This is a genomic window from Chitinophagales bacterium, from assembly GCA_019694975.1.
Classification (GTDB): Bacteria; Bacteroidota; Bacteroidia; order Chitinophagales; family UBA10324; genus JACCZZ01.
On sequence record JAIBAY010000003.1, the window covers coordinates 90,042 to 115,551 of the forward strand.

Here is a 25,510-nt window from a genome sequence, read left to right on the forward strand (position 1 = left end):
TTCATATTTTTTCTCTGGCTGAAAGTTCTATCAAATTGAAGAACACATGCAGATATTAGACGGAAAGCAACTTAGCATACAGCTCCAGGAAGAAATTGCCGCAGCAGTAGAGCAATTCAAAAAAGAGGGCAAAAAAACTCCACACCTCGCCGCAGTTTTGGTTGGTGATAACCCGGCAAGCCAGACTTACGTCAATTCAAAAATAAAGGCATGTAAAATCGTTGGCTTTAAATCCACGCTTGTACGATTTAACAGCAATGTTGCTGAAAGCGAATTGATCAGCGCAGTGCAAACTTTAAACAATGATGATGATGTGGATGGCATCCTTGTTCAGCTACCGCTTCCTGAACATGTGAATGAAGAAAAAATTACGGATTCAATCTCACCGTTGAAAGATGTAGATGGTTTTCATCCAGTCAACATTGGCAGGATGGTAAAAGGACTTCCTGCGCATTTGCCGGCAACTCCTTATGGCATTCTGCTTTTACTGGAGCGATTTAAAATTGAGACCAGGGGTAAGAACTGTGTCGTTGTCGGAAGAAGTAATATTGTTGGCACACCGGTGAGTATTTTGCTTTCACGTAATACCAATCCGGGGAACTGTACGGTTACCCTTGCACACAGCAAAACATTAAACCTGCCGGAAATCTGCCGGCAAGCCGACCTGTTGATCGCCGCAATCGGCCGTCCTGATTTCATTAAAGCAGATTGGGTGAAAGAAGGTGCGGTTGTGATAGATGTCGGGATAAATCGTGTGGAGGACAGCTCAAGAAAATCCGGCTTCCGGTTGAAAGGCGATGTTGATTTTGACACTGTAGCACCTAAATGCAGCTTCATTACGCCTGTACCAGGTGGAGTTGGTCCACTTACCATAGCGGCATTATTGATGAATACACTGCATGCCGTACAATCAAAAAATAACTGAACTGATACCACTCAAATTGACCCAGGCAAAGCCTTATCAAAGCTGAAAATTTTGAAGAGCTGCCTACTCAGTTTACACACCATATAGCATGAATCCTCCAAGCATAGTTACTATTATTGAATCACTTCCTGTTATGGAGCAATTTTATACCATTCAGGGAGAAGGATATCATCAGGGCAAAGCTGCCGGTTTCATAAGGCTGGCCGGATGTGATGTAGGTTGTTTTTGGTGTGATGTTAAGGAATCATGGGATGCTGCCAATCACAATTTGATAAGTGTTGAAAAAATAGCTTCGGACTGCAGTCAATACCCGTCTGATATATGTGTAATAACAGGTGGTGAGCCATTAATGCATGATCTCACAAACCTGACAAGATCACTGCATTCATTCAATAAAAAGACACACCTGGAGACTTCCGGGGCTTATCCAGTCACAGGGTCATGGGACTGGATTTGTGTCTCTCCCAAGAAATTCAAGGCACCCGTACCGGAAATAATGACATTGGCTGATGAGCTTAAAGTAATAGTATACAATCAGTCGGATTTTAAGTGGGCGGAATCTTTCAGCGATAAGGTAACAGACAAATGCATGCTTTTCCTGCAACCCGAATGGAGCAAAGAAAAAACCATGTTGCCGCTAATCACGGAATATGTGAAAGAAAATCCTAAGTGGAATATTTCACTTCAAATCCACAAGTACCTCAATATTCCTTAATTGCATGCTTAACCAATAATCGCTTCGCTAATTTTCCTCTCATGAAAAATCTGATTTATTTATTCATATCATTTTTCATAATATCGGAAGCAACCAATGCACAGCAGTATACGACCGTTAAGAATGCATCAAAGAAAACGTTACATGCATATGATGACGCACAAAAGATGATTATGTCGGAAAACTATGCCGGCGCCATTCAGCAACTCGACCTCCTCACAAAAACCGATGAAAATTTTATTGATGGATGGCTGCTGTTAGGTGAATTATACAAGGAAGAAGGAAATTACCAACAGGCAAAGACGACATTGGAAAGGGTGACTGCCCTTGATATCAACTATTCATCAAAATGCTACTTCTTCCTGGCTGAGAGTAACTGGAACCTCGACAACTATGAAGAATGTATAAGTGCCAGTAAGCAATATCTCACCTTCACCGACATCTCTAAAAGCCGTGAATTGCTTGCAAAACAATATATCGCCAATGCTGAATTTGCAGTTGTTGCAATAGCACACCCGGTTCCTTTTAATCCGGAAACTTTGGGCGATGCGATTAATACTGATGCACCGGAATATCTGCCTTCACTAACAGGTGATGAAAAGACAATCATATTTACCCGGAGGCCAGGCAATGGCAGAAGCTCCAATGAAGATTTTTTTGAGAGTCATATGGTCAGCGAACAATGGAGTCATGCCACTCCCCTGACGGAAATTAATACAGCATATAATGAAGGTGCACAATCCATCACACCGGATGGAAACATCATTTATTTTGTTGTTTGTGATAAGCCAAATGGCTATGGGAGTTGTGATATCTATTTCACACAAAAGCGTGGTGATGAATGGAGCGTACCTGAAAATGTTGGTGCTCCGGTCTGCAGCAATGCGTGGGAAACGCAACCCAGCATTGCGGCAGATGGAAAAACATTGTATTTCGTCAGCACACGGCAGGGAGGAAAAGGCGGTAGTGATATCTGGTATTCAGTAAAAGATAAGAATGGACGATGGTCTGTGCCACAGAACGCAGGTGATTCCGTAAATACATCCTTCGATGAAAAGACACCTTTTATCCACCCTGACGGGAAAACACTTTACTTCTCCTCATCCGGGCATCCCGGGATGGGAAAAGATGATATTTTTTTTTCACGAAAAAATGATGATGGTCGCTGGGGTATGCCTGTAAACCTCGGCTATCCGATTAATACCAAAAATGCTGAAAACAGTTTTATTGTTTCTTTAGATGGAAAGCACGCTTATTTCGCTTCAGATCGTTTTAAGACCGGACGTGATATGGATCTGTATTTTTTCAATCTTTATAATGCGGCACGTCCCAACCCCGTTACATACTTAACAGGTAATGTAACCGATTCAGAAACCGGGTCAGCGGTCGCCGCTGATCTTCAGCTAATAGAACTCAAGAGCGGCGAAATCACCGGCGAGGCAACATCTGATTCCCAAACAGGCAATTACCTGGTGAGTGTCCCCACGGGAGCGAATTATGCACTGAACGTTTCAGCTAAAGGTTATTTATTCTTTTCGGAGAACTTGCCGCTAAAGGATTATATCAGCGAAGAGCCGTTCCGGTTCAATGTGCCATTACAGCCTATACAGAAGGGTGGTACTGTTGTGCTGAAAAATATTTTTTTTGAGAGTGATTCTTATGTTTTGAAGGAAGAATCAAAAGTTGAGTTAAGCAAACTCAATGATCTGATGAAACAAAATCCAACGCTGAAAATTCAGATAAGCGGACATACTGACAATAACGGGTCCGCAGCATATAATCAGTCATTATCAGAAAACAGGGCCAGAACAGTCTATGAATATCTAATCAGCAGTGGAATAGCTGCAACCCGGCTCTCCTATAAGGGATATGGGGAAACCAAACCGGTGCGAGGCAATGAAACAGAATCGGGCAGGAGTGAAAACCGGCGCACTGAATTTACCGTCACCGGCTATTAAGGAGTTTGTAACCAGTTAAGAATCTCCTGTTCTTCGAGACTGATGTAAAGGCTCTTTCTGGTAACAAATCCATTCTCCACCCAATAAATAGTTGGCACATTACCACCGGTGATTTTAGCAAATGGCTCTCCTAACAATATCATATAGGGAATATTTCCTGACTTCGTCTCTTCAAAAAATTGATTAAGATTTTTCTGCTTTCCGTTCAAAACCATAAAAAATGGAATTTCAGGATGTCGCTTTTTCATGACATGCAACTTAAATGCTGCAGATTTACAGTGCACGCATGTCATGCTGAAAAAAGCTATGATATGCTTTCCTTCACCGGGTTGAAGGCTGTCACCTTCCGCTAAAGCATCACCCTTCATTACGCTGGCATCTAAAGGGAAATTAACTTGCTGCGGTAATCGCGATTCAGCAGCCAGCAAGTCAACCGGATTCAGGATAAACGGCAGCACGAGAGATAGCGTCAACAAAACAGGTAACAGCCATTTCCATGGCTGCACAACAGGATCAGGATGAAAGTACTTCAAAAACAACACACCTGAAATGAGGATACCATTCTTAATAATTGATTCCAGTGGTGTCATCTGAAGATAAGTGCCAAAGCACCCGCAATTTCCATTGTTACCCTCCAGCAGTAATTGCAGCATCAAATAAGCAGTAAAAAAAATCAAAGTAATTAATGTCGCGTTCAGTGTAAACCTCTTCAAATAGAATCCAAATATTAAAAGCAGGCCGAGAAAGAGCTCTAATGCTACAAGTAGCCTGGCAATAAATGGAGCCGTATACCAGTTTGCGATTCCCATATCAATGAAATTCAACTCGAATGGCTCAATAGGAAACAGCTTAAGAATTCCTGAGCAAAGCAGGATCAAACCAATCGCGGCACGCAGCCCTTGCGGGAAATAACCAAGAATTTTCATAAAAAAAGGGCATCGATGAATGCCCTTTATTAAGTTGGGTGAATGAGTTAATCTAACGTGCAGGTTCCACCAACCAATTGTGCCGCAGCATTTTCAGCATCACATGCGGTTTGTGCATCATCTTTCGATGTATTCTCAAATGGAATTACAGTTGTTTGTCCAAGAATATTACAGGTACAATTGTAATCCTTCTTGCAACTGGTTAATCCAATAACGGCAAATGATGCAATCAATAAGAGTTTCTTCATGCTAAGGGTTTTTAAGTTAAGGAATGAAAGAAGCAAGATTATGCTTTTATATATGATTTCCAAATTTTGCTTACAGTTTCAGCTGATTCATTTGACTGCGGATGCAGCCTATACTATTGCCTTTCTGATGCGCACCAGCTTTTCAAGTAAATTTTCCATCTCCTTAAGCGGAAGCATGTTCGCGCCATCAGATTTGGCGACAGATGGGTTTGGATGTGTTTCAATAAACAGTCCATCGACGCCTGTGGCTATTCCTGCCTTTGCAATTGTTTCAATCATCTGAGGATTACCACCGGTCACTCCTGATGCCTGATTCGGTTTTTGCAATGAATGCGTACAATCAAGCACAACAGGGTAACCAAATTGCTGCATGATCGGAATACTGCGATAGTCAACGATCAAATCCTGGTAACCGAATGATACACCTCTTTCCGTTAAAATAATTTTTGAATTTCCGCTCTCCACCATTTTTTGAATAGCAAAAGACATTTGATCAGGCGCCAGGAACTGACCTTTTTTTATATTGACAAATTTTCCGGTTCTGGCAGCTGCAACGATCAGATCTGTTTGACGACAAAGAAATGCCGGTATTTGCAGCACATCCACATATTCTGCCGCCAAAGCTGCATCGCTTGATTCATGGATATCCGTAATAACCGGAACATTAAAAGCATTACCGGCATGCTGAAGAATTTTCAATGCGGTTTTATCACCTATTCCTGTAAATGAATCAAGTTTTGAACGGTTGGCTTTCTTAAAAGATGCCTTAAAAATAAGGGGAATTTCAAGCCGATCAGTAATGCGAACTAACTGCTCAGCTGTTTCCATAACAACTGACTCACTTTCCACGACGCATGGCCCGGCGATGAGGAAGAAGTTTGAATGAATAAGCTCATTAAACCCATTAAATTTCCGTTTCATCCATTAAACAATAATACAATTAACATTAAATACAAGCTACAACATAAACCTTTCAATCTAAACAAATCTATTTCAATGATATGAAAAAACCAGACTGGCCATCTGTCTCAACTGAATATTCAAAAACATCAATTTTATAACCAGCTTGCTTAATTAACTCATCAAAGTATCTTCTATCATAACGAACGCAATGGAGAGGCATCTTCCAGGTCATAATGTAATTTTCTGGATTCTCAAGTTCATCTTCGACATTCTCCTCCACAAATGCAGTAAAGAATATTTTGCCAGTCGAAGCAATTATACGTTTAAATTCTCGTAAATAATTCATAATATCTCCTGATCTCATATGCGAGAATACAGAATATAAATATACTACATCAATCTCACCATTACTAAATGGTAATACTATTCCATCTTTCATATCTAATCCATTTATATTATATAATTCATTATGCATATCCACCTTGATAAACATAAAATTCAAAGAAGCAGTTTGCAAATATTTATTACACCAATTGATCGATTTTTGACTCACATCTATTCCATAATATTGCTTTATGCTAGGAAGTTCATGTAATAATCCAATCGCTAATCTTCCAACGCCACAGCCGACATCCAATACTTTTGAATTGTTTGTTACACCCATTCTAGTAATCAACCTTCTTGCTTCGTATATTGCGCTATTAAAAAAATGATCGTCATTATAAAAATCTGTACCACAATATCTCAAATGCCTGGCAGGCAAATAAATGCTACCATACTTTACTGAGTCTGCTAACATCCGATAATATATTTTTTTTAATTTATTTATCCCCATAATAAATTTCCCTTTTTAAATACCTCCAGTATTCTTTGATTTGTAGCACTCTGCGTATAAATCTAAACTTCTATGTAAATCTTCATCAATTAGATAAAAATTATCTATTGATAACAAATCTCTTTTTTCTAAAAATTTATCACCCATATTGTCTTTTAATCCCAAAACTCTTATACTTTTGCTTAGTATACTTTTTAGTTTAGTCGGCATGAAATTCATGCAACTATTCAAATCTTTCTGGATCTTATGAATACGCATATATTCGTATTCCATTATTTCTAATGAAGCTGAGATTCCCTTAATAGCTACATTGGTAAATGAGCTTTTTAATAATTCTTTCAATTCATGCGAATAATATTCTCGTAAATGATATCTATTCCAAGGTTTTTGCTTGGGATATAAGCGAATTGATTTATTAGGAGTAGTCAAATAAAAAGCTCCTCCTGGCTTAAGTATTCTATGAACTTCACTTATGAATTGATAATCATTTTCAACATGTTCTATAACCTGAAATGAGACAATAGCATCAAAACTCTCATCTTTACAATCAATATGCACTCCATCATAACTTCTAAACTCACAATTCGCACTACTATACTTAAGATTCGCATAACTCACAGCTTCTCTGCTAATGTCAATACCCAGAATTTTTTTAACCTTCTTTGCTAATAAAAAGGTTCCATAACCCACTCCGCATCCCAAGTCTAGTATCATATAATCCTTCCCTAAGGCATTTTTGACATGCTCATATACAAAGAGATGCCTAATTAACATCAACTCCTCACTAAATCCTTTAGCTCTTTCAGGAATCATTCTTTCAGATGTCTTTTCAATCTTATATATGCTCATAATGAATTTAAAAATTATCTTCCATATATACTCTTCATTCTATTCAATGTCATTTTGAAAATTACCCACCATTCCATCTCTCACAGCTCTTAAGAAAACTTTATATGTATTTATTTTTAAAAACAATATTGAGGTTAACAACATAATGAACAGAAACAAAAACATGTTAAAAATAAATAACATTTTAGAAGAACACAAAAAGTTATGTGCAAAATATACATTATTTCTTACTGTATAATATCTTCGAAATTTGTCCTGCAATAGATATCTTGAACCCAAAATTGTGGATCTTCTATTACGATACCAAACAGAGTCGAGATCTACAATTTTACAACGATGCAAAAGAAAAATCCTACCTCCGGAATTTGTTATCCTGTTAGTATACTCAAAATCATCAGCATAAAGAAAATATTTAATGTCTGGAAGCCCAATCAAATTAATCAAATTTTTGTGCAGAAATAAACCTCCATATGGCGCAAAAGGGATTTCCACATCACGTGCATTTAGTAAGCTTTTCTTTTTAAATGCTTTGGAAATTTTGTACTTAAAATAAGCTGGTAATCTAATTAAGTTGAATCCTAGAAAAGCATTCTTTGAAGGAAAATTAAATTCAATCGGATCCCCGTTTGATACATTCACCAAATATTTTCTATTGATTCTTAAAGGTAGTATCGCATGCATCTCGTTTTTGCTAATTGATTTAATAGCATACCAATAATGTAAAATATGATCTAAACAATTGTCAACAGGTTTGTTGTCATCGTCAAGCATCCAAACAAATTCTGTATTTTTATTATACATAATATACTCTAATCCAAACTTAAATCCGTATGCAGATCCCATATTCTTTTCTAACCTTAGAATATTTATTTTATTTTTAATACTTATATTACTTATTAATTTTTCTAAATCATAATTTGTTCCATTGTCAACAATAACTATTTGCACCAAAGGATCGAGATCTATCAAGCTTAATATGACCGTTTTCAACATTGTCCATCTATTACCGTATGTTACAATAAGAATACTGATCATACATTGAATCTGATTAATGTAATCGCATTTTTAAGTATATTAAGAATTGTTTTCTTCAATATATTTTATTATTTTAAATGCCAATTGTTTTCTTGAATATTGAGTTAAGCTAAGCGTATCAAATCCTTTGGGCATTGTCATTTTAAAATTGTATAAAACTAGAATCTCGGCTTTCAATTGCTCTGTATCTGAAAACCCACAAAACACACCCCTTCCTGTTTCTCCTACAATCTTTGCCGCATCGCCATCATCATTTCCTATGCCTAAGATCGGCCTGCCTGCTGCAAGATATTCAAAAAGTTTTCCCGGAATGTGGCCCAATACATTAGGGACATTATTCAATACCAATAACAGGACGGCCGACTTCCGCTGCAACTTTATTGCTTCTTCATGCGGCACATATCTGAGATACTCAAGATGCGGCATCAAACCAAAGCGCTCCATTTCGCTGAATACCTCAAAATCAACCTTCCCAACCAACCTTATAACCAGGTCTTCCTTAAAGGCCGGATTTTCATCACACAATTGCTGAAGCGCCTTCCAAAATGCTGTCATCGTCCTGTCGGCACTTAAGAGTCCAATATGACTGATGGAAAACTTCTTATCCACTTCAACAGCAGCCCCCTGATAATCATCTTCATCAAAACCATTCGTAATTACTTCCACCTTCCGGTTCCCTATCTTTCCCAATTCCTCAGCCCAATGCCAACTCACGGTGGTTACTGCATCTGCCTTTGTCAGCACTTCCTTTTCCAATCGATGATGCTTTGCATCAGCCCATCTGGTTAATTTCAGCTGATCGTAAAAATCAATGTTAGTCCATGGATCCCGAAAATCAGCAAGCCATGGAATATTCAGTTTCTCCTTCAGTGCCATAGCAATCAGGTGCGTGCTGTGCGGCGTGCCGGTAGAGATAATGGCATCAACGGGATTCTTGCTAAGTTCATGCAAGAGAAATTTAACCGATGGCTTAATCCAAAAGCACCTTGCATCCGGTATGAAGAAGTTACCACGAATCCAGATGCTCAATTCTTGTGTTAATGACTTGGGCTGCTCCTCGGTTAAAAAACCCGAATACACTTTTTCTTCCTGTTTCTGCCCGGTAAATCTTTTATACCAGCTATAGGGTTCCCATATCGGCCGGCGAATCACTTTTATGCCAGGCAGCACATCTTTTTCCAAAGACTTGTCTATAACCGGATATTCAGCATTAAGGGCGGTATAAATGACAGGATCCCACCCCAATTCCGGAAGGTATTTCGACATCTTCAACCATCGCTGAACACCTGCGCCACCACTCGGAGGCCAGTAATATGTTATTATCAATACCTTTTTCAAAAGAAAATTTATCAAAGGTAACAAACAATCATTTCATTTTTAACCGCAGCGAGGCAATCAAAAAACTGCTGATCTCATTATCATATCTAAGCGAATTGAGCATTTTTTTCTCAGTCAACTTTATCCATCTTAACCTGATGCAACATGCGCATTAATGCCAGTTCAAAACAAAAAACCATGGCATGCTTCAGCATTCGACCAATAATTCAATTCTTTCGACCAATCTTCTTCAGCGGAATAATATTGTTGCTACTTTTGCAATTCATTTCAACCTCCATTTCAATTATGAAGAAATTAATCTACCTATTCCTGCTGCTGATATCGTGGACAACCATGGCCGCTGCTCAGGAACATCTCCCCTCCAATTTCTACCTGCAGCGTCTCAGCAATGGGTTACAGGTGCTGGTTATAGAAGACAACAGTGTGCCACTGGCTACTATAGAAATTGCAGTGCACAACGGTTCATATACGGAGGATTCAGCTTTTAACGGGCTCTCCCACTTGTATGAGCATATGTTTTTTAAAGCAAATAAGGACATCCCTTCGCAGGAAGCTTATCTTAAAAGGGTTCAGGAACTGGGTATTTCTTTCAATGGAACAACTTCAGAAGAACGGGTTAACTACTTTTTCACGCTGCCCGTGGGCAATCTTGATGAAGGTCTCAAATTTATGAACAGCGCGATCCGCTACCCTTTGTTTCTTGAACAGGAAATGAAAAATGAAAATCCGGTGGTTGACGGTGAATTTCAAAGAGCTGAATCTAATCCCGCCTTCCTGCTTTTTCAGGATTACAACAAAGCAATGTGGGGGAAATTATACGTACGCAAAAATCCAATCGGTATACATGATGTGATTCTGACGGCGACTCCTGAAAAGATGCGGACAATACAGTCAAAATATTACTGGCCTAATAATTCAATACTGGTGATCGCCGGTGACGTAAAGCATGATGTGATATTTACAAAGGTAAACAATCTGTTTGGTGACTGGCAGTCTTCCGGATTCGATCCATTCGAGAAATGGCCGATCCCTGTGTTCGAGCCGATCAAACAAAATAAGTCCTTTATCACTATTAATGAGAATTCAAGGGTGCCTTTCGTGATTCAGGGCTGGCATGGGCCTGATACACGCAATGATGTTAAAGCCACCTATTCTGCAGATGTATTTTCATTTATCCTCTCGCAATCATCTTCCAAATTTCAGCAGGAACTGGTTGACAGCGGATTAGCCTACCAGGTTCAGTTCGGCTATCAAACCTGCAAATACACCGGCCCGATACAATTATTTTTTGTTCCTAATCCACAGCATCTGAAAGAGTGCATGAAAAAGGTGGAAGAACAAATAAACCTGTGGGACAGCGACAATTACTTTACCGATGAACAGTTGCAAACGGCAATTAATCAGCTTATCATCAGCCAAACTTATGAGAAGGAGAAGACATCCGCATATGTTCACACGGTAACTTTCTGGTGGGGTTCTGCAAATATCGACTACTACACAACTTACACTGACAATCTGAAGAAAGTAACACGCCAGGATATCCAGGACTATGTACGCAAGTACATCAAAAACAAACCGAAAGTTTCAGGTATTCTGATGTCAAGCGCGATGCAAAAAATGCTCGGCATCACTTCTTACGATCAATTGTTTCAATAATCCACTCCGCTACAAAATTCTGAAATCATGAATAAAATTTTCTCAAAAATCAATATTGCTTTCGTTATCGGCCTGCTTATGACCACTTTTACTGCCTGGGCCAGCAGCGGAATCAAAGAAATAAATGTCGATGGCTTGCGTGTCATCATCAAGCCTACCTCCAAGGATGTCATCAGTGCCCGCCTTTTTATTCAGGGAGGAACTGCTAATTACACGTTGGAGAAGCAAGGCATCGAATCGGCTGCATTAAATGCTGCATTAAACTGTGGGACACTTTCAAAAAGCAAAAATGTATTCAAAACCGAAGCGGAAAAAATAGGCACCAACTTTGGCTATACCGCATCCCTCGACTACAGCCAAATGAGTATGACATGCATCAAACCTTTCTGGGATAAATCATGGGATCTGTTTGCCGATGCTATCCTGAATCCTTCATTTAATCAAAATGAATTTGATCTCATTAAAGATCAGATGGTCAGCAATGCCAAGCAGCAGGAAGAAGATCCGGATGCGGCTCTCCAGCGCCTCGCAGACGGATTTGCTTTCAAAGGCAAAAACTATGAAAAAGACCCGGATGGAACATCCGAATCGCTCAGTAAGCTGACTGCCGAAAGTACTAAAGCATACTATAAAAGCACGATCGGCAAAGCACGTTGTTTCCTGGTTGTTGTGGGAAACCTGCCGGAAGCAGATATCATAGCCAAAGTGAAAGCAACACTCTCAAAACTACCGGGAGGCACCAGTGCCAAATCTGAGCCACGATTCGTCATAACAAAAGGCGCCGAGAATATTGTAGACCGCAATATAGCCACCAATTACCTGTGTGGCATTATGTCTTCAGCTCCCTTAGCCAGCCCCGACGGAATCCCGATGATGATGGCAATGGCTATCATGTATGACCGCTTTTTTGTGGAGTTAAGAACCAAACGCAGTCTGTCGTATGCTCCTGCCGCATTCATTAACTCCAATGCAATCACCAGCCCGTACAGCCAGATATATATCTCCACCGACTCTCCCAAGAAATCCATCCTCGTGATGGTTGATCTGCTGAATGATATCAAGCGTGACGGATTTAAAGCCGAAGAGTTGGAGAATAAAAAAGAAGGCTTCCTTACCCGTTACCTCATGGGCCTGGAAACATCGGATGCACAGTCGCAGGCACTTGGACTGTGGACTGTTCGCGGTAACTGGAAAATGTATGACGAATTCGTGGAACGCGTTAACAGTACCACGCTCAAGGATCTCAATCGTGTGATGGATCAGAATACCAATGCCATAATATGGACTTACCTCGGGAAGAAATCAGAGATTGTATCGGAAGATTTTAAACAGACAGAGGTATATAAAAATAAACCTTATTGATTCCCTAAACTTACTGGCGTATTGCATCTTTCAGCTTTAGGTGCCTCATATCAGGTATCAGGCATTTAACCAAATAACCGGATATTCATTTCCTCCTTACCAGTATAAAGGAACTGAATATCCGGCTCCACAGTCAACCGTAAGCTGCACTTATCAACTTACAGGTTATCTTTACCGGCTCCATGAATTATCTATACGCTGAAAACATCGCCAAATCATTTGGCGAGAAAGAGCTGTTCAGCGACATTACCATCAGCATCAACAAAGGACAGCGCATTGCGCTGGTCGCCAAAAACGGTTATGGCAAAACTTCACTCCTGCATATCATTGCAGGGCTCGAGCCGCCGGATGCCGGATCAGTGTTGCTTCGTAAAAACCTCCAGGTTGGTTTCCTGGAACAGGAGGCATTACTCGACGATAACAAATCCATCATCGAAACAATTTTTGATGCCGACAATCCTGTTGTGAAAGCTGTCAGGGAATATGAACAGTGTATACTGGAAAATGCAGATGCCAGTAAGATGCAGGCGGCCATGGAACAAATGGACCTGTTGCAGGCATGGGACTTTGAATCAAAAGCACAACAGATACTCGGCAAATTAAGTGTGGGCGAAGTCAGCCGGAAAATCGGCACGTTAAGCGGAGGACAGAAAAAACGTGTTGGCCTTGCAAGCGTGCTGCTGCATGAACCGGAATTTCTGATCCTCGATGAGCCCACTAATCACCTCGACCTTGATATGATTGAGTGGCTGGAAGAATTTCTAAAGAAAAACTATGATACAATTCTTATCGTAACGCATGACCGTGATTTTCTTGATAACGTATGCAATGAAGTAATCGAACTCGATGATGGCAGAATTTATAATTACAACGGCAACTACGAATATTATGTCGAGAGAAAAGCAGAACGGAAAGCAAACGATGCGCTTACCGTTGATAAAGCAAGAAACCTCTTGCGCAAAGAGCTTGAATGGATGCGCCGCCAGCCTAAAGCACGCACCGTCAAAGCCAAATCAAGGATTGATGCCTTTTATGAAATAAAAGAGGAAGCTTCCAGGGATTTACGGGAGAAGGAAGTAAAGGCTGAAATTAAGATAACACGACTTGGCGGCAAGATCGCGGAGTTTCACCATGTACATAAAAAATTTGAACAGCTTAACATTCTATCCGACTTCAGCTACAAGTTCAGGCCCAGGGAAAGGCTTGGTATAGCCGGAAGAAACGGCATCGGCAAAACAACATTTCTTAACCTCATTACAGGGCAGGAGAAACCGGACAGCGGAAAAATCGTTATCGGCGAAACCGTCCAGTTTGGATATTATACCCAAAAAGGGATGAAGATCAGAGATGATCAAAGAGTGATTGAAGTGGTGCGTGAAATAGCAGATTATATAACACTTGAAAAGGGTAAGACTTTGTCTGCCGCACAATTGCTGGAACGTTTTCTATTCGACCGTAACAAGCAATACGATTATGTATCGAAACTGAGTGGTGGTGAAAAGCGCCGGCTTTACCTCCTTACCGTGCTCATGAAGAATCCCAATTTCCTCATCCTTGATGAGCCAACTAACGACCTCGACATCATCACTCAAAATGTGCTTGAAGATTTCCTGGAAGAATACCCTGGTTGCCTTGTGGTAGTTTCGCATGACCGGCATTTTATGAAAAAGATCACCGATCACCTGCTCGTGTTTGAAGGCAATGGTGTAGTAATTGATTTTCCGGGAACTTATTCGGAGTATCTGTTATGGAAAGATGAGCAGAAGGAAAGTGAGAAAGAAATGAAACCTGAAAAGCCTGTAACATCTGAAACAAAAAGCCCCGGAAAAGCAAAAATCAAACTCAGCTATAAAGAACAACGTGAGTTTGAATCGTTGGAAAAGGAAATCGCTGAACTGGAAAAGCGAAAAAATGAACTGACCTCAGCGATGCAGGTGACAAACCTTTCCTTTACTGATCTTCAGAAATTATCGCTCGAAATGACGGAGGTACTGCAATCCATTGATAAAAAAAGTATGCGATGGCTTGAGCTTTCAGAAATTGGCTGATTCACTGACATTACCATGAAAACAGTTTATACCTTTCATGCGGAATGCCGTGAAATGAAAAAACAACAAGATCAAAGGCAAAAAACACCGGCAATGCAAAAGGCCGAAAAACCGCTATGGGACAACAGCCGGTTTCACTTTGCAATAATCACCTGTCTCGCCTTTATACTATACATTCCAACGCTCAGTTACCAGCTCACCTACTACGATGATGCAACACTGATAGACTTTATGCAAACATTCATTAAAGGTCACCATGCCTTTTATGAAATTTTTGCTCAAAACGTTTTCGGATCCGCAGAAAAAGGCACTGACAGTTATTACCGCCCGGTGCTTACCTTATCCTTTTACCTGAACATCCTGGCTGGCGGAACATCTCCCGCAGCTTTTCACCTGGTCAATATCATGCTTCATGCACTGGCCGGTTGCCTTGTGTATGCAATGATGAAGAAATTCAAGTTTGACCGGAAGCTTTCCCTGGCCGGCTCACTGATGCTGATTGCACATCCGGCCCTGGCGCAGGCCGTTGCCTGGATTCCAGGCAGGAACGATTCACTTCTTACCATTCTGTCGCTGACTTCATTGCTTTTCCTCGCTGAATACATTGAGCAAAGGAAGTCTCGTTCATTTCTGCTGCATTTGTTTTTCTTTTCGCTTGCCTTACTTACCAAGGAAACGGCCGTACTCTTGCCTGTGCTGTTTGCCATCAGCGTTAACATCTTTCTGCGTAACACAACAAGTGAACTGCTTCCCGTCAGAGAAAAAATTCCCGGCACGAAAAAACTTTTCGTCTCCTGGTTTATATTGATTGCATCCTTCCTGTTTTTGCGCCAGGTTGTAGCAGGGTCTTCCATCGGATTGCCATTGCGTTTCACGCTCGTAAATTTTATCGGTAATCTTCCTGCTATCATTCAATACACGGGAAAAATGCTATTACCTTTTGAACTCTCTACGTTCCCGGTATTACAAAACACATCATACTTATTTGGAATCATCACGATTGCCTTGACTGGATATCTTCTATATGTATCAAAATTGATCAGGTTTAACTATCTCCTGTTGGCGGTTTCGTGGTGGCTGATTTTCTTATTACCAGCCATTTTACGTACAACGGATGAATATGAATCGGTTTTCCTCGAACATCGTCTTTATTTTCCATTTATCGGATTTTTGCTGCTGTGGGTTGAAACTGACTTCATAAAAAAAATCAATTGGTCTTCACCCTACACAAAAATTTCTGCAGCGGCAATTCTTATTTTATTTTCTGCGCTCACCTTTATCAATTGCAAAAATTATCAGAACGAATTGAGTTACTGGTCGCGTGCAGTTGCAACATCACCGAATGCGTCCTTTGCCTACAGAGGATTGGGCACAAGCTATTACACTTCGGGGAAAACACCGGATGCAGAGAAAGCATACCTGATGGCAATGCAGCTCAATCCGAACTTAAAAGATGTCCGTAATAACCTGGGCCGTATTTACATGAACAATGGCAACCCGCAAAAAGCGGAATTATTATTCCGGGAAGAATTAAAGATCAATCCTGCCAGCGCGGTCACCTATTACAATCTTGCATTGTTGCAGCTGGATCAGAAAAAATTGCCGGAAGCAGAAAGCCTGATCAGGAAATCTTTATCGCTGCAACCGGATTACCTTGATGCGCAGAATGATCTTTGCGTGATACTGGCCATGCAAAAAAGATATGAAGAAGCAGCAACACTGTGCATTCAGGTATTGGTACAGCATCCGGATTATGCAAGTGCCCGGCAAAATTTAATCCTGATATTTAAAAGCTGGAACGACAGTGAAAAAGTGCAGCAGTATAAAGACATGCTGCAGCAGAAAGGAATCAGGCTATAAAATATTTATTGCAGGAAAGCCTTCCATATTGGCACATTACTTACCCTTTCACCTTCACATATTTTCTCCATTTTTCCAGCACCTGCTGCAGGTCTTCCGGTAGTGCTGAGTCGAAGTAAGTTTCCTTTCTTGTGGAGGGATGAATAAATCCGAGTGATTTTGCATGCAATGCGTGCCGGGGAATTATTTCAAAACAATTCTCCACAAACTGTTTGTATTTGGTATAGACTGTTCCTTTTACAATCCTGTTTCCTCCATACGTTTCATCATTAAAAACAGGATGTCCTGCATATTTCATGTGCACCCGAATCTGATGCGTTCGGCCGGTTTCCAGCCTGCATTCAATCAGCGTTACGTAACCCAATCGCTCCAATACTTTATAATGTGTGATCGCTTCTTTTCCATAATCAGCATCCGGAAACACATCCATCATCTTCCTGTTTTTCAAACTCCGCCCCACATTACCGGTGATAGTACCTTCGTCTTCCTTGAAGTCGCCCCAAACCAATGCCTGGTAAGTTCGCTTCAGGGAATGGTCTGCAAACTGCCTCGCTAAAAAATTCATGGCAAATTCATTCTTCGCCACGACTAAAATGCCACTGGTATTTTTATCAATGCGGTGAACTAATCCCGGACGGTCTTTATTTTTCTCTCCGGGTGAAACAGGCAATTGCTGAAAGTGATATATCAAAGCATTCACCATGGTGCCGGTATAATTCCCCACACCAGGATGAACAACAAGTCCGGGAGGTTTATTGATTAATACTACATCATTGTCCTCATAGACGATATCCAATGGAATATTTTCAGGCAACAGGTCATGCTCCATCTTCGGTTCCGGCAACATAACCGTTATAAGGTCAAGCGGTTTTACTTTGTAATTGGATTTTACGGCAACTCCGTTTACGAGAATCATTCCTTCTTCGGCGGCATGCTGTATTTTGCTACGGCTGATTGCTTCAATCCTGTTGAAGAGAAATTTATCTATACGCAGCGGTGATTGTCCTTTGTCAACGGATACCCTATAATGCTCATAAGCACCATCTTCTTCTTCCGTCTCAATCAGTATTTCTTCCACTGAAGGCGGTTCCAGTTCATCTTTTATTTCTGCTTGTGGATTCAATGGTAAAACGATGTTTGTGCTGAAGTTTTCAGAAAATAGCTATTGTTGCATGAGATCATGAAGAATAAACCGGCAAACCAATTGGCTGAGGCGGCTATCGCAAAATACTATTGCATTTCCGGTAATTGGTTTACCTGTCTTCCTATAACAAAGACTAACCCGGTTCCCAATTACTCAGTATGATCACTTCTGCAACTAAACCAGGTACAGCGTTTCCTTTACTGCTCTTATCACTTTTTCAGGATCCGGCATAAAGGCCTGCACCAATGTAGGCGCATAGGCGATGGATGTATCCAGTGTTGTTACTCTTTTAATCGGTGCATCAAGATAATCGAAAGCATGTTTCTGTACCTGGAAAGTAACTTCCGAAGTAACCGAACCGTAAGGCCAGGCTTCTTCGAGAATTACCAACCTGTTGGTTTTTTTGACGGAAGAAATGATGGTCGGAATATCTAATGGCCGGATTGTTCTCAGGTCAATCACTTCAGCGGAAACACCATCTTTTGCCAATTCATCGGCGGCGGCAAAAGCAACTTTCATCATCTTATTGTAAGAAATGATGGTGACATCCGTTCCCTCACGTTTCACATCAGCTTTTCCAATCGGAATCAAATATTCTTCTTCCGGCACTTCACCCACGTCACCATACATTACTTCTGATTCAAAAAAACAAACCGGATCATTGTCGCGGATTGCGGTTTTTAAAAGACCTTTTGCATCATACGGATTGGAAACAGAAACCACTTTTAATCCCGGAACATTTGCCATCCAGTTTTCGAAACTTTGCGAATGCTGCGCGCCCAATTGACCGGCTGCGGCAGAAGGTCCACGAAACACAATCGGAATATTAAACTGACCGGCTGACATCGACAGCATTTTTGCGGCAGAATTCACGATCTGATCGAAGGCCAGCACGGCAAAATTCCAGGTCATAAATTCAATCACCGGACGTGTTCCATTCATAGCCGCCCCTACACCAATGCCGGCAAAACCAAGCTCAGCAATAGGTGTATCAATCACGCGCTTCGGCCCGAATTCATCGAGCATGCCCTGGCTCACTTTATAGGCGCCATTGTATTCAGCCACTTCTTCACCCATCAGGAATACGCGTTCGTCAAGCCGCATTTCTTCCACCATTGCTTCGCGCAATGCCTGGCGGAAAGGAATTTTTCTCATTGCCATAAAACTAAAATTTGCGCGGCAAATATAAGGAAGTAATGGTGGTTTGTTGAGTTACGGTGACTTTTGATCCATGAAGTGAATTAGAGTGGAATCGGCAGTAATATATCCTTAAGCAAATGATGGCCGGGTTAGCAACCCTATCTGTTCAGTATGGTAAAAGATTTCGTATTCAGAGGATTAAAAATCTTCTTCTCATGCAGTCCGGATTTGAAATAAATCCGGACAAACCGGGGATAACGAGAAAATGAAAATTTGAATTAAACCGGAAGAATAAATGCGCACTCGTTCGCCTGCCTCATTTGCCTGCATGCAAACGAACGCGAGCTGGAGTCTTCACACACGTTGTTTAACCTTTTTTCGTTTACTGCCTGTTTTCCAATAAATTTGCTTCAATCATGACAAGATGAAAAAGATCAAACGATTTCTGTTTCCGTTGTTCACCCTGCTGTTTCTTTTTTCTTCCTGCCTCATCACCAAGCAAGTAAAAACAGGTGATACACTTTTTGCAGAAAAGCAATATACACTTGCGGCTGAATTGCTTCAAAGCGAATTCAATAAAGAAAGTGAGCCTTCCCTCAAAGCGAAGAAGGCATTTATGATTGCAGAATGTTACCGGTTAAACAGCGAAACCGAAGCTGCCGAAAAATGGTATAAGACCGCTTTTACATTGAATGATGATCCGCGATCGCAATATCTGTATGGCCAGATGCAGAAAAGCAATGAGCAGTATGCAGAGGCATCCGCTACCTTCACGGAGTATTTAAAAGAATCACCGTTCGATGACCAGGCACGCAGTGAAGTGGAAGCGTGTAACCTCGCACAGCAATGGAAAACTGCTGCTTCCGGAACCACGATTACGAATGTGGAAGCATTGAATTCTCCGGCTTATGACTATGCACCGGTTTTTTTCGGAAAAAGCGGATTGGTATTTACCTCCGACCGTTCAGATGCCGCGGGTAATAATATTTATGGATGGACGGGTGAAAAATTCAGCGATCTGTTCCTGAGTTTGAAAGATGATAAAGGAAGTTTTGGTGTACCGGCTCCCTTCAGTGATGTGTTGAATTCGGCATTCAATGAAGGTGCTGCCTGCTTCAGCAAAGATTTTTCAGAATGCTATTTCACCAGATGCGGCAGCAATCAAACCGATAATGACTACTGCAAAATATACTACTGTTACAAAACGGATGATTCGTGGAGTGAGCCGCAGGCGGTTCCCATTTTCAACGACAGCACCAATGTATCGCAACCCTTTTTATCTGCTGATGGAAAGGAATTGTATGTATCGGCAGATGTTGACGGAGGTTATGGCGGAAAAGATATTTACGTGCTAACCAAAACAGCGGAAGGCTGGGGCAGTCCGCTTAACCTCGGTCCGAATGTAAATACAACAGAAGAGGAAACCTTTCCTTACCTGGCCGACGATGGCAGATTATATTTTGCTTCAAACGGCCAAATGGGCATGGGCGGACTGGATATTTTTGTTGCCTCACGCATAAAGAATCAATGGGGAAACGTTCTGAATCTGAGATCACCCATCAATTCAGGCGCGGATGACCTGGCGATTATTTTTGAAAAGGTAAATCCAAAGGATCAGTATAAAATCAAGTCACAGGGGTTTTTCGTTTCAAACAGACCGGGTGGAAAAGGGCATGATGATATCTATCATTTCACGGAAGAGAAAGTGAAAGTGCACCTGGTTGCCGGAGATGTAGTTGAAAAAATATTTGAAAAAGAAAACAACCCCAACAGTCGCGTAACCGGATATTTACCACTGGCAGCAATTGATGTTACCATTAATTTACTCGACGAAAAAGGCAATGTTGTTCCAAAATCACAACAGGTAATTAAAGCAGATAAAAACGGGGCTTTCCGTTTTAAAGCAGAACCTGAAAAATCTTATCGTATCAGCGCTTCCAAACCTGATTACTTCAGCAAGTCGGAAGTAGCAAGCACCGTTGGTTTCACGATGATTGACAAAGATACGGTGACTGCCACCGTGCGGATTATTCTTGATAAAATCTACAAAAACGTGCAGGTGAACCTTAGTAATATCTATTACGACTATAACAAGGCAAACATCCGTGAAGACGCCGCTAAAGTGCTCGATACACTGATTGTGCTGCTCAATGAAAATCCAGGCGTGCAGGTAGAGTTTGGTTCTCATACTGATTCGCGCGGCAAGGATGATTATAACCTGCGATTGTCGCAGGCACGTGCACAGTCGGTGGTGGATTACCTCGTTTCAAAAGGCATCGATCCGAAGCGGCTGACGGCGAAGGGTTATGGTGAAACACAACCGGTGAATGCATGCGTGAACGGTGTAAAATGCACGGAAGAGCAATTCCAGGAAAACCGGCGCACGACTTTCAAGGTATTGTCGGATAGTTTCATGATTGAATCTACACGGCCGGAAGAGATTATTGTGGATCCGAAGAAAAGCCCTTAGACGTGAGTCGTTAATTAGTCATTGGTCACTTTAGTTGGTTGGTGTTGAAAAGCTGAAACCTTCACGGGATAAGTTTCTTTTTTGCCGGTGTACCTTGCTGCTGTTTCATTCCAGAAAGTTTTTTAAAGATTATGAAAAAGTCATTCAATAAATTTTTCGCTACGATTCGCAAAGGGAGGATTCCCGCAATACTGACCAACAAATATCTTATTGTGTCAATTGCCTTTTTCTCGTGGATGTTATTCTTTGACAATAATGATATTATATCGCAGATACAGTTGCGGCTGAAACTGGCAGACTACCGGAATAAGAAAGAATATTATGAACAGAAGATTGCAGAGGTAAAGCAAAAAAAGCAGGAGTTGCTTACCAATCAGCAGTCGCTGGAAAAGTTTGCACGCGAACAGTATATGATGAAGAAAGACGATGAAGATTTATTTGTGATTGTGCCGGAGAAGGAAAAATAAAATCTTATCCTTTGCGACTTCGCTCATTTATTGGTTGTTTTATTCGAAAATCCTCCGTGCGCTTTTATCCATTCCCGAATAAAGGTCATGATTAATATCCTCCGTTAAACTTCCTTATTCCCCATTCCAGGGCAAGCAGGAACAGGATCGGAATGATCAGCCAGCGAAGGTTGATCAGGGGTTCGGTGCGGGTGGAACTGTATAAGACCGGCTTAATTTCCTGCTTTGCCGTTATCTCTTTGAGCAATTGATCCAGTTGCGAAGGATAAAATAATTTTCCTCCCGTCTTTTGACTTAAGGCATAGAGTAACTGATGGTTTGCTCTTGTTGTTTCCAGCTCCAGCTGCGTTGGGGAAACAGTAAACACACCGGACGTATAAAAGTCTTTGTTGTTGTAATTCACCTTTGCGCTATAGGAATAATTACCTGCCGGGAAATAGCCGGCATTCAGGGAATAGGCGTTGGCATGCTTGCTGAATACAAATGGAAATTCTTTGGCCTGATCATCTTTTATGACCAGTGAGACATCTGGCGTATTGATAAGTTCATTCGATTCATTCAGCAGCTCCGCGCTGAAGATCACCGATTCATTTTCAGAAAAAATATGATTGCTGCCCGATTGCTGCTCTTTCTCCAGCCGCACCCTGAACTGCCGTTCATCGGCTTTGACTGATAAATACTGTACCACGGAGGAAATCAGTGCATTGAATGCATCGTGGTTTCCGTTCAGTTCAAAATCATTCATGCGCCACCGCCATAATCCTTCTCCGGCAATAATGCCGGCCCGGCCATCAAGATCCTGCCTGAAAAGAATCAATGGAAACTTCGTCACTACGGAACCAATCTTCTGCAGCATGAGCGTGGAAGCTCCGGGCGAACTGCGGTAATCGCCAAAAGGCGAAAAGAGCGGCGGCCATGCCATTATCTTCCGCTTCAGTTCATCGGGCACATTGAAGAGGCTGAACTCCTGTGAGAATACAGGGAAAGCATCGTTGGTTGCGTTATTGGCACCCGTGAGGTTAACAAGAGTTTGCGCGCTATTCAGCAATGCGGCATTGGATTGTGCGCCGAGAATATACAGCACCGATTTCTTCTTCTCTTTCAAGCCCTGTATCACCGGCTGAATAGTATTGGCGGCTGAAGGCAATTGGTGCAGCATCACCAGGTTGTAATCTTCCATCTTTCCGGGTACTGTGCCTCCGAAAGCTACGGTGACTTCATAGTTCTTATTCGCTTCAACAGCTTGTTTAATAGCGGCAATATCAGGATGCGGAGCATTTGCCAGCAGGAGTATCTTTTCTTTCTTTTCCACCACTTCAATAAACACATCTTTAACATTGTTACTCACCGATGCTTCTCCTGTTACATTGGCAATGACCATACGATAATGTATAATGCCGGGTGTTTCGGCTTTCAGCATAAACTCAGCACTTCCGCTGTAGTCATTTCCTTCTATGGCTATTGGTTTTTCATCCAGCTTTTTCTCCGTGTTGCCGTCAACCATGCTTACGGCAACGGCTGTTTTTTCATTGGCGCAAAAGAGGGCGCGCCATTCCACTTTCAGGGGAAAATAATCGCCGTAGAAAACAGTGCGGTTGTGAATGACACTCAGGATCTGTACATCACGTTTGACAGTGGTGTCGCCCAGCCCGATGGTATAAACCGGCATACTCAGCTCTTCACGCAGGTAAACGGGATTGCTTCCTTCATTGTAAATGCCGTCGGTTGCAAGAATGACAGCGCCTACGTTCTGCCCGGCATACAGGTTAGCCAGTTCGTCAAGCGCGGCAGAGATGTTGGTGGTTTTATCGCTAAAGGAGTAATCAGGATTTTCCCGCAGGGAACTTCCGAAGGCATAAGATTTTACCTCATATTGCTTCGACAATTCATCCAAAAACCGGGACATGCTCTTTACATAATTGACAGAATCAGGGCCATGCAGATTAATTATCGCTGAAGTGGAATTATCCTGGGCAAAGAGCAGTATGGGCTTTTCGACACGCGTCGAAATGGTTCTGATGAGTGGCGACAGAAGCAGGAAAGCAATGAAACTGATCGTGACCGCCCGTATGATTGCCAGCAGCCAAAGCCATTTTTTAAAGGATTGGCCAAGGTCTCTGAACTGCCAGTCGCGGTAATAAAGCAGGAATGCTGCCGCTATACCGAATGCCAGGCATAAGAGGATGTAAGCAGGAGGATAAGAAAGGCTGATATGCACAGAATGCGCTAAGAAGGCTAAACAGTGAAAGATGCACTATCCGTCAACAGGATAGTGGTATGGTGTCACAGAAAAAACTCCATTCGAATTTACGGAATGCAGCTTCCGCTGTACAAAAAACGGCTATTCGCCGATTACCGGCAAAAAACAATTCTGCGGATTTCAGCATATCAGGTGTTAAGCCCGCCGCAAACAGAAATCACCTGTCCGTTCACATAACCTGATAAGTCGGAGGCCAGGAAAAGCACCACATTAGCCACCTCTTCAGCAGATCCATAGCGCGACAATGGAATGTTTTTCCTGAACTGTTCCTTCATCTCATCGCTGATGCCGTGCGTCATATCCGTTTCGATGAAACCGGGTGCAATAGCATTACAACGGATGTTGCGGGATCCTAATTCCTTCGCCAGTGATTTCGTGAAACCGATGACACCTGCTTTAGAGGCGGAATAGTTGGTCTGGCCGGCATTGCCGGTCATGCCTACAATGGAACTCAGGTTAATGATAGATCCGCTCCGTTGCTTCATCATGGGCTTGCAGACATTTTTTGAGATGTTGAATACCGATTTCAGATTCGTGGTGATTACAGCATCCCATTGTTGTTCCGTCATGCGGAGAATCAGGTTGTCATGCGTGATGCCGGCATTGTTCACCACTACATCAATCGTCTGAAATTCCATCAGGATATTACCTACGAGTTTTTCTGCTTCCGCAAACGATGCGGCATCTGATTTATATGCAATTGCCTTAACGCCCATGGCATGCAAAGCATTTTCCAGCGTCATCGCTTTTTCTGCCGATGACAGGTAAGTGAAAGCGATGTTAGCGCCATGTTCGGCGAGCTTCTTTGCAATGGCTTCACCAATTCCGCGTGAAGCACCTGTTACGAGAGCTGTTTTTCCTTCTAAAAGTTTCATGGTGAATGGTGAATGGTCAATGGTGAATGGTCAATGGTGAATGGTCATGAATGAACAGTTCCTGTTATGCTAGACTGTTGAACTAATTAATTTTGATAACATTTTAAAACAACCGGAAGTCAACTCCGGAAGCGCTCCACAATTTTCGATTTTGAAATGACCAAGGTCAAATGCAACATCCAATGATGCGTCAATTTCAATCACAGATCCTCTTGAAACCTCAAAATACCTTTTTCTCTCCATGGGCGATTTTCTGGAAGCGCCCTCAGCGATATTCAAATGTACAGACAAAGCAGCTCTGCGAATCTGACTTGTTAAATTATACTTCTCATCTATTGGGAAATGCTTCGTAAAATGATAACACTCCAGCATGAACCTTCGTGAAGCATTATATACTTCCAACTTTTGATGATTTAGTTGTAAAAACATGCGAATACGTTTTTTATGGTTCAATAAAATAAATTATACTTTATTTAAGTGCATGAATCCAACTAAA

Annotated in this window: 21 protein-coding genes; 9 read left to right on the forward strand and 12 right to left on the reverse strand. The window is 41.6% G+C overall.

Annotation, left to right across the window (positions count from 1 at the left end):
* The first annotated feature begins 46 nt into the window (after positions 1-46).
* The 3 genes from folD (at position 47) to K1X61_06850 (ending at position 3,598) form a co-directional block, all read left to right on the forward strand.
* The gene (gene folD / locus K1X61_06840; protein MBX7108344.1) at positions 47-925 is read left to right on the forward strand and encodes a bifunctional methylenetetrahydrofolate dehydrogenase/methenyltetrahydrofolate cyclohydrolase FolD; all 879 of its coding nucleotides are present in this window, start codon (positions 47-49) and stop codon (positions 923-925) included.
* Between the two features lie 133 nt (positions 926-1,058).
* Positions 1,059-1,640 carry a 7-carboxy-7-deazaguanine synthase QueE gene (locus K1X61_06845; protein MBX7108345.1) on the forward strand — a complete coding sequence of 194 codons (582 nt, stop codon included), beginning with the start codon at positions 1,059-1,061 and terminating at the stop codon, positions 1,638-1,640.
* Positions 1,641-1,681: 41 nt separating this feature from the next.
* Positions 1,682-3,598, forward strand: coding sequence for an OmpA family protein (locus K1X61_06850; protein MBX7108346.1), 1,917 nt, complete (start codon positions 1,682-1,684; stop codon positions 3,596-3,598).
* Here K1X61_06850 and K1X61_06855 read toward each other — a convergent pair.
* The 7 genes from K1X61_06855 to K1X61_06885 all read right to left on the reverse strand — a co-directional run bounded on the left by K1X61_06855 (position 3,595) and on the right by K1X61_06885 (position 9,732).
* The gene (locus tag K1X61_06855; GenBank protein MBX7108347.1) at positions 3,595-4,524 is read right to left on the reverse strand and encodes a DoxX family membrane protein; all 930 of its coding nucleotides are present in this window, start codon (positions 4,522-4,524) and stop codon (positions 3,595-3,597) included. The genes K1X61_06850 and K1X61_06855 overlap by 4 nt on opposite strands.
* A 47-nt stretch (positions 4,525-4,571) precedes the next feature.
* Positions 4,572-4,772, reverse strand: coding sequence for a hypothetical protein (locus K1X61_06860; protein ID MBX7108348.1), 201 nt, complete (start codon positions 4,770-4,772; stop codon positions 4,572-4,574).
* A 108-nt stretch (positions 4,773-4,880) separates the two neighbouring features.
* Positions 4,881-5,693 (reverse strand): 3-deoxy-8-phosphooctulonate synthase, encoded by an 813-nt coding sequence (kdsA, locus tag K1X61_06865; GenBank protein ID MBX7108349.1) that lies wholly within the window; start codon positions 5,691-5,693, stop codon positions 4,881-4,883.
* Positions 5,694-5,760: 67 nt separating this feature from the next.
* Positions 5,761-6,510, reverse strand: coding sequence for a class I SAM-dependent methyltransferase (locus K1X61_06870; GenBank protein MBX7108350.1), 750 nt, complete (start codon positions 6,508-6,510; stop codon positions 5,761-5,763).
* A gap of 15 nt (positions 6,511-6,525) precedes the next feature.
* Positions 6,526-7,359 carry a class I SAM-dependent methyltransferase gene (locus tag K1X61_06875; GenBank protein ID MBX7108351.1) on the reverse strand — a complete coding sequence of 278 codons (834 nt, stop codon included), beginning with the start codon at positions 7,357-7,359 and terminating at the stop codon, positions 6,526-6,528.
* 39 nt (positions 7,360-7,398) lie between these two features.
* The gene (locus tag K1X61_06880; protein MBX7108352.1) at positions 7,399-8,394 is read right to left on the reverse strand and encodes a glycosyltransferase; all 996 of its coding nucleotides are present in this window, start codon (positions 8,392-8,394) and stop codon (positions 7,399-7,401) included.
* 39 nt (positions 8,395-8,433) lie between these two features.
* Positions 8,434-9,732, reverse strand: coding sequence for a glycosyltransferase (locus tag K1X61_06885; GenBank protein ID MBX7108353.1), 1,299 nt, complete (start codon positions 9,730-9,732; stop codon positions 8,434-8,436).
* Between the two features lie 285 nt (positions 9,733-10,017).
* Between K1X61_06885 and K1X61_06890 the strand changes: the two genes are divergently transcribed.
* The 4 genes from K1X61_06890 (at position 10,018) to K1X61_06905 (ending at position 16,658) form a co-directional block, all read left to right on the forward strand.
* Positions 10,018-11,388: an insulinase family protein gene (locus K1X61_06890; protein MBX7108354.1), complete on the forward strand. Its 1,371-nt coding sequence runs from the start codon at positions 10,018-10,020 to the stop codon at positions 11,386-11,388.
* 27 nt (positions 11,389-11,415) lie between these two features.
* Positions 11,416-12,750, forward strand: coding sequence for an insulinase family protein (locus K1X61_06895; GenBank protein MBX7108355.1), 1,335 nt, complete (start codon positions 11,416-11,418; stop codon positions 12,748-12,750).
* A gap of 182 nt (positions 12,751-12,932) precedes the next feature.
* Entirely contained in the window at positions 12,933-14,798 is a 1,866-nt protein-coding gene (locus K1X61_06900) for an ABC-F family ATP-binding cassette domain-containing protein (GenBank protein MBX7108356.1), read from the forward strand.
* Between the two features lie 93 nt (positions 14,799-14,891).
* Positions 14,892-16,658, forward strand: a complete 1,767-nt coding sequence (locus K1X61_06905; protein ID MBX7108357.1) for a tetratricopeptide repeat protein — start codon at positions 14,892-14,894, stop codon at positions 16,656-16,658.
* Between the two features lie 40 nt (positions 16,659-16,698).
* On the opposite strand, the gene K1X61_06910 is transcribed toward K1X61_06905, so the two are convergent.
* Positions 16,699-17,751, reverse strand: coding sequence for an RluA family pseudouridine synthase (locus K1X61_06910; protein MBX7108358.1), 1,053 nt, complete (start codon positions 17,749-17,751; stop codon positions 16,699-16,701).
* A 225-nt stretch (positions 17,752-17,976) separates the two neighbouring features.
* A complete protein-coding gene (locus K1X61_06915; protein ID MBX7108359.1) occupies positions 17,977-18,957 on the reverse strand; it encodes a pyruvate dehydrogenase complex E1 component subunit beta in 981 nt (326 codons plus the stop codon).
* 409 nt (positions 18,958-19,366) lie between these two features.
* Here K1X61_06915 and K1X61_06920 point away from each other — a divergent pair, with 409 nt between their 5' ends.
* On the forward strand, positions 19,367-21,412 hold the full coding sequence (locus K1X61_06920) for an OmpA family protein (GenBank protein ID MBX7108360.1): 2,046 nt from the start codon (positions 19,367-19,369) through the stop codon (positions 21,410-21,412).
* Positions 21,413-21,543: 131 nt separating this feature from the next.
* Complete coding sequence (locus K1X61_06925; protein MBX7108361.1) at positions 21,544-21,879, forward strand: septum formation initiator family protein; 336 nt, start codon at positions 21,544-21,546, stop codon at positions 21,877-21,879.
* Between the two features lie 91 nt (positions 21,880-21,970).
* On the opposite strand, the gene K1X61_06930 is transcribed toward K1X61_06925, so the two are convergent.
* The 3 genes from K1X61_06930 to K1X61_06940 form a co-directional block, all read right to left on the reverse strand.
* A complete protein-coding gene (locus tag K1X61_06930; GenBank protein MBX7108362.1) occupies positions 21,971-24,097 on the reverse strand; it encodes a hypothetical protein in 2,127 nt (708 codons plus the stop codon).
* A 170-nt stretch (positions 24,098-24,267) separates the two neighbouring features.
* Positions 24,268-25,014 carry a 3-oxoacyl-[acyl-carrier-protein] reductase gene (fabG, locus tag K1X61_06935; GenBank protein ID MBX7108363.1) on the reverse strand — a complete coding sequence of 249 codons (747 nt, stop codon included), beginning with the start codon at positions 25,012-25,014 and terminating at the stop codon, positions 24,268-24,270.
* Positions 25,015-25,083: 69 nt separating this feature from the next.
* Complete coding sequence (locus K1X61_06940; GenBank protein ID MBX7108364.1) at positions 25,084-25,443, reverse strand: four helix bundle protein; 360 nt, start codon at positions 25,441-25,443, stop codon at positions 25,084-25,086.
* Between the last annotated feature and the right edge of the window lie 67 nt (positions 25,444-25,510).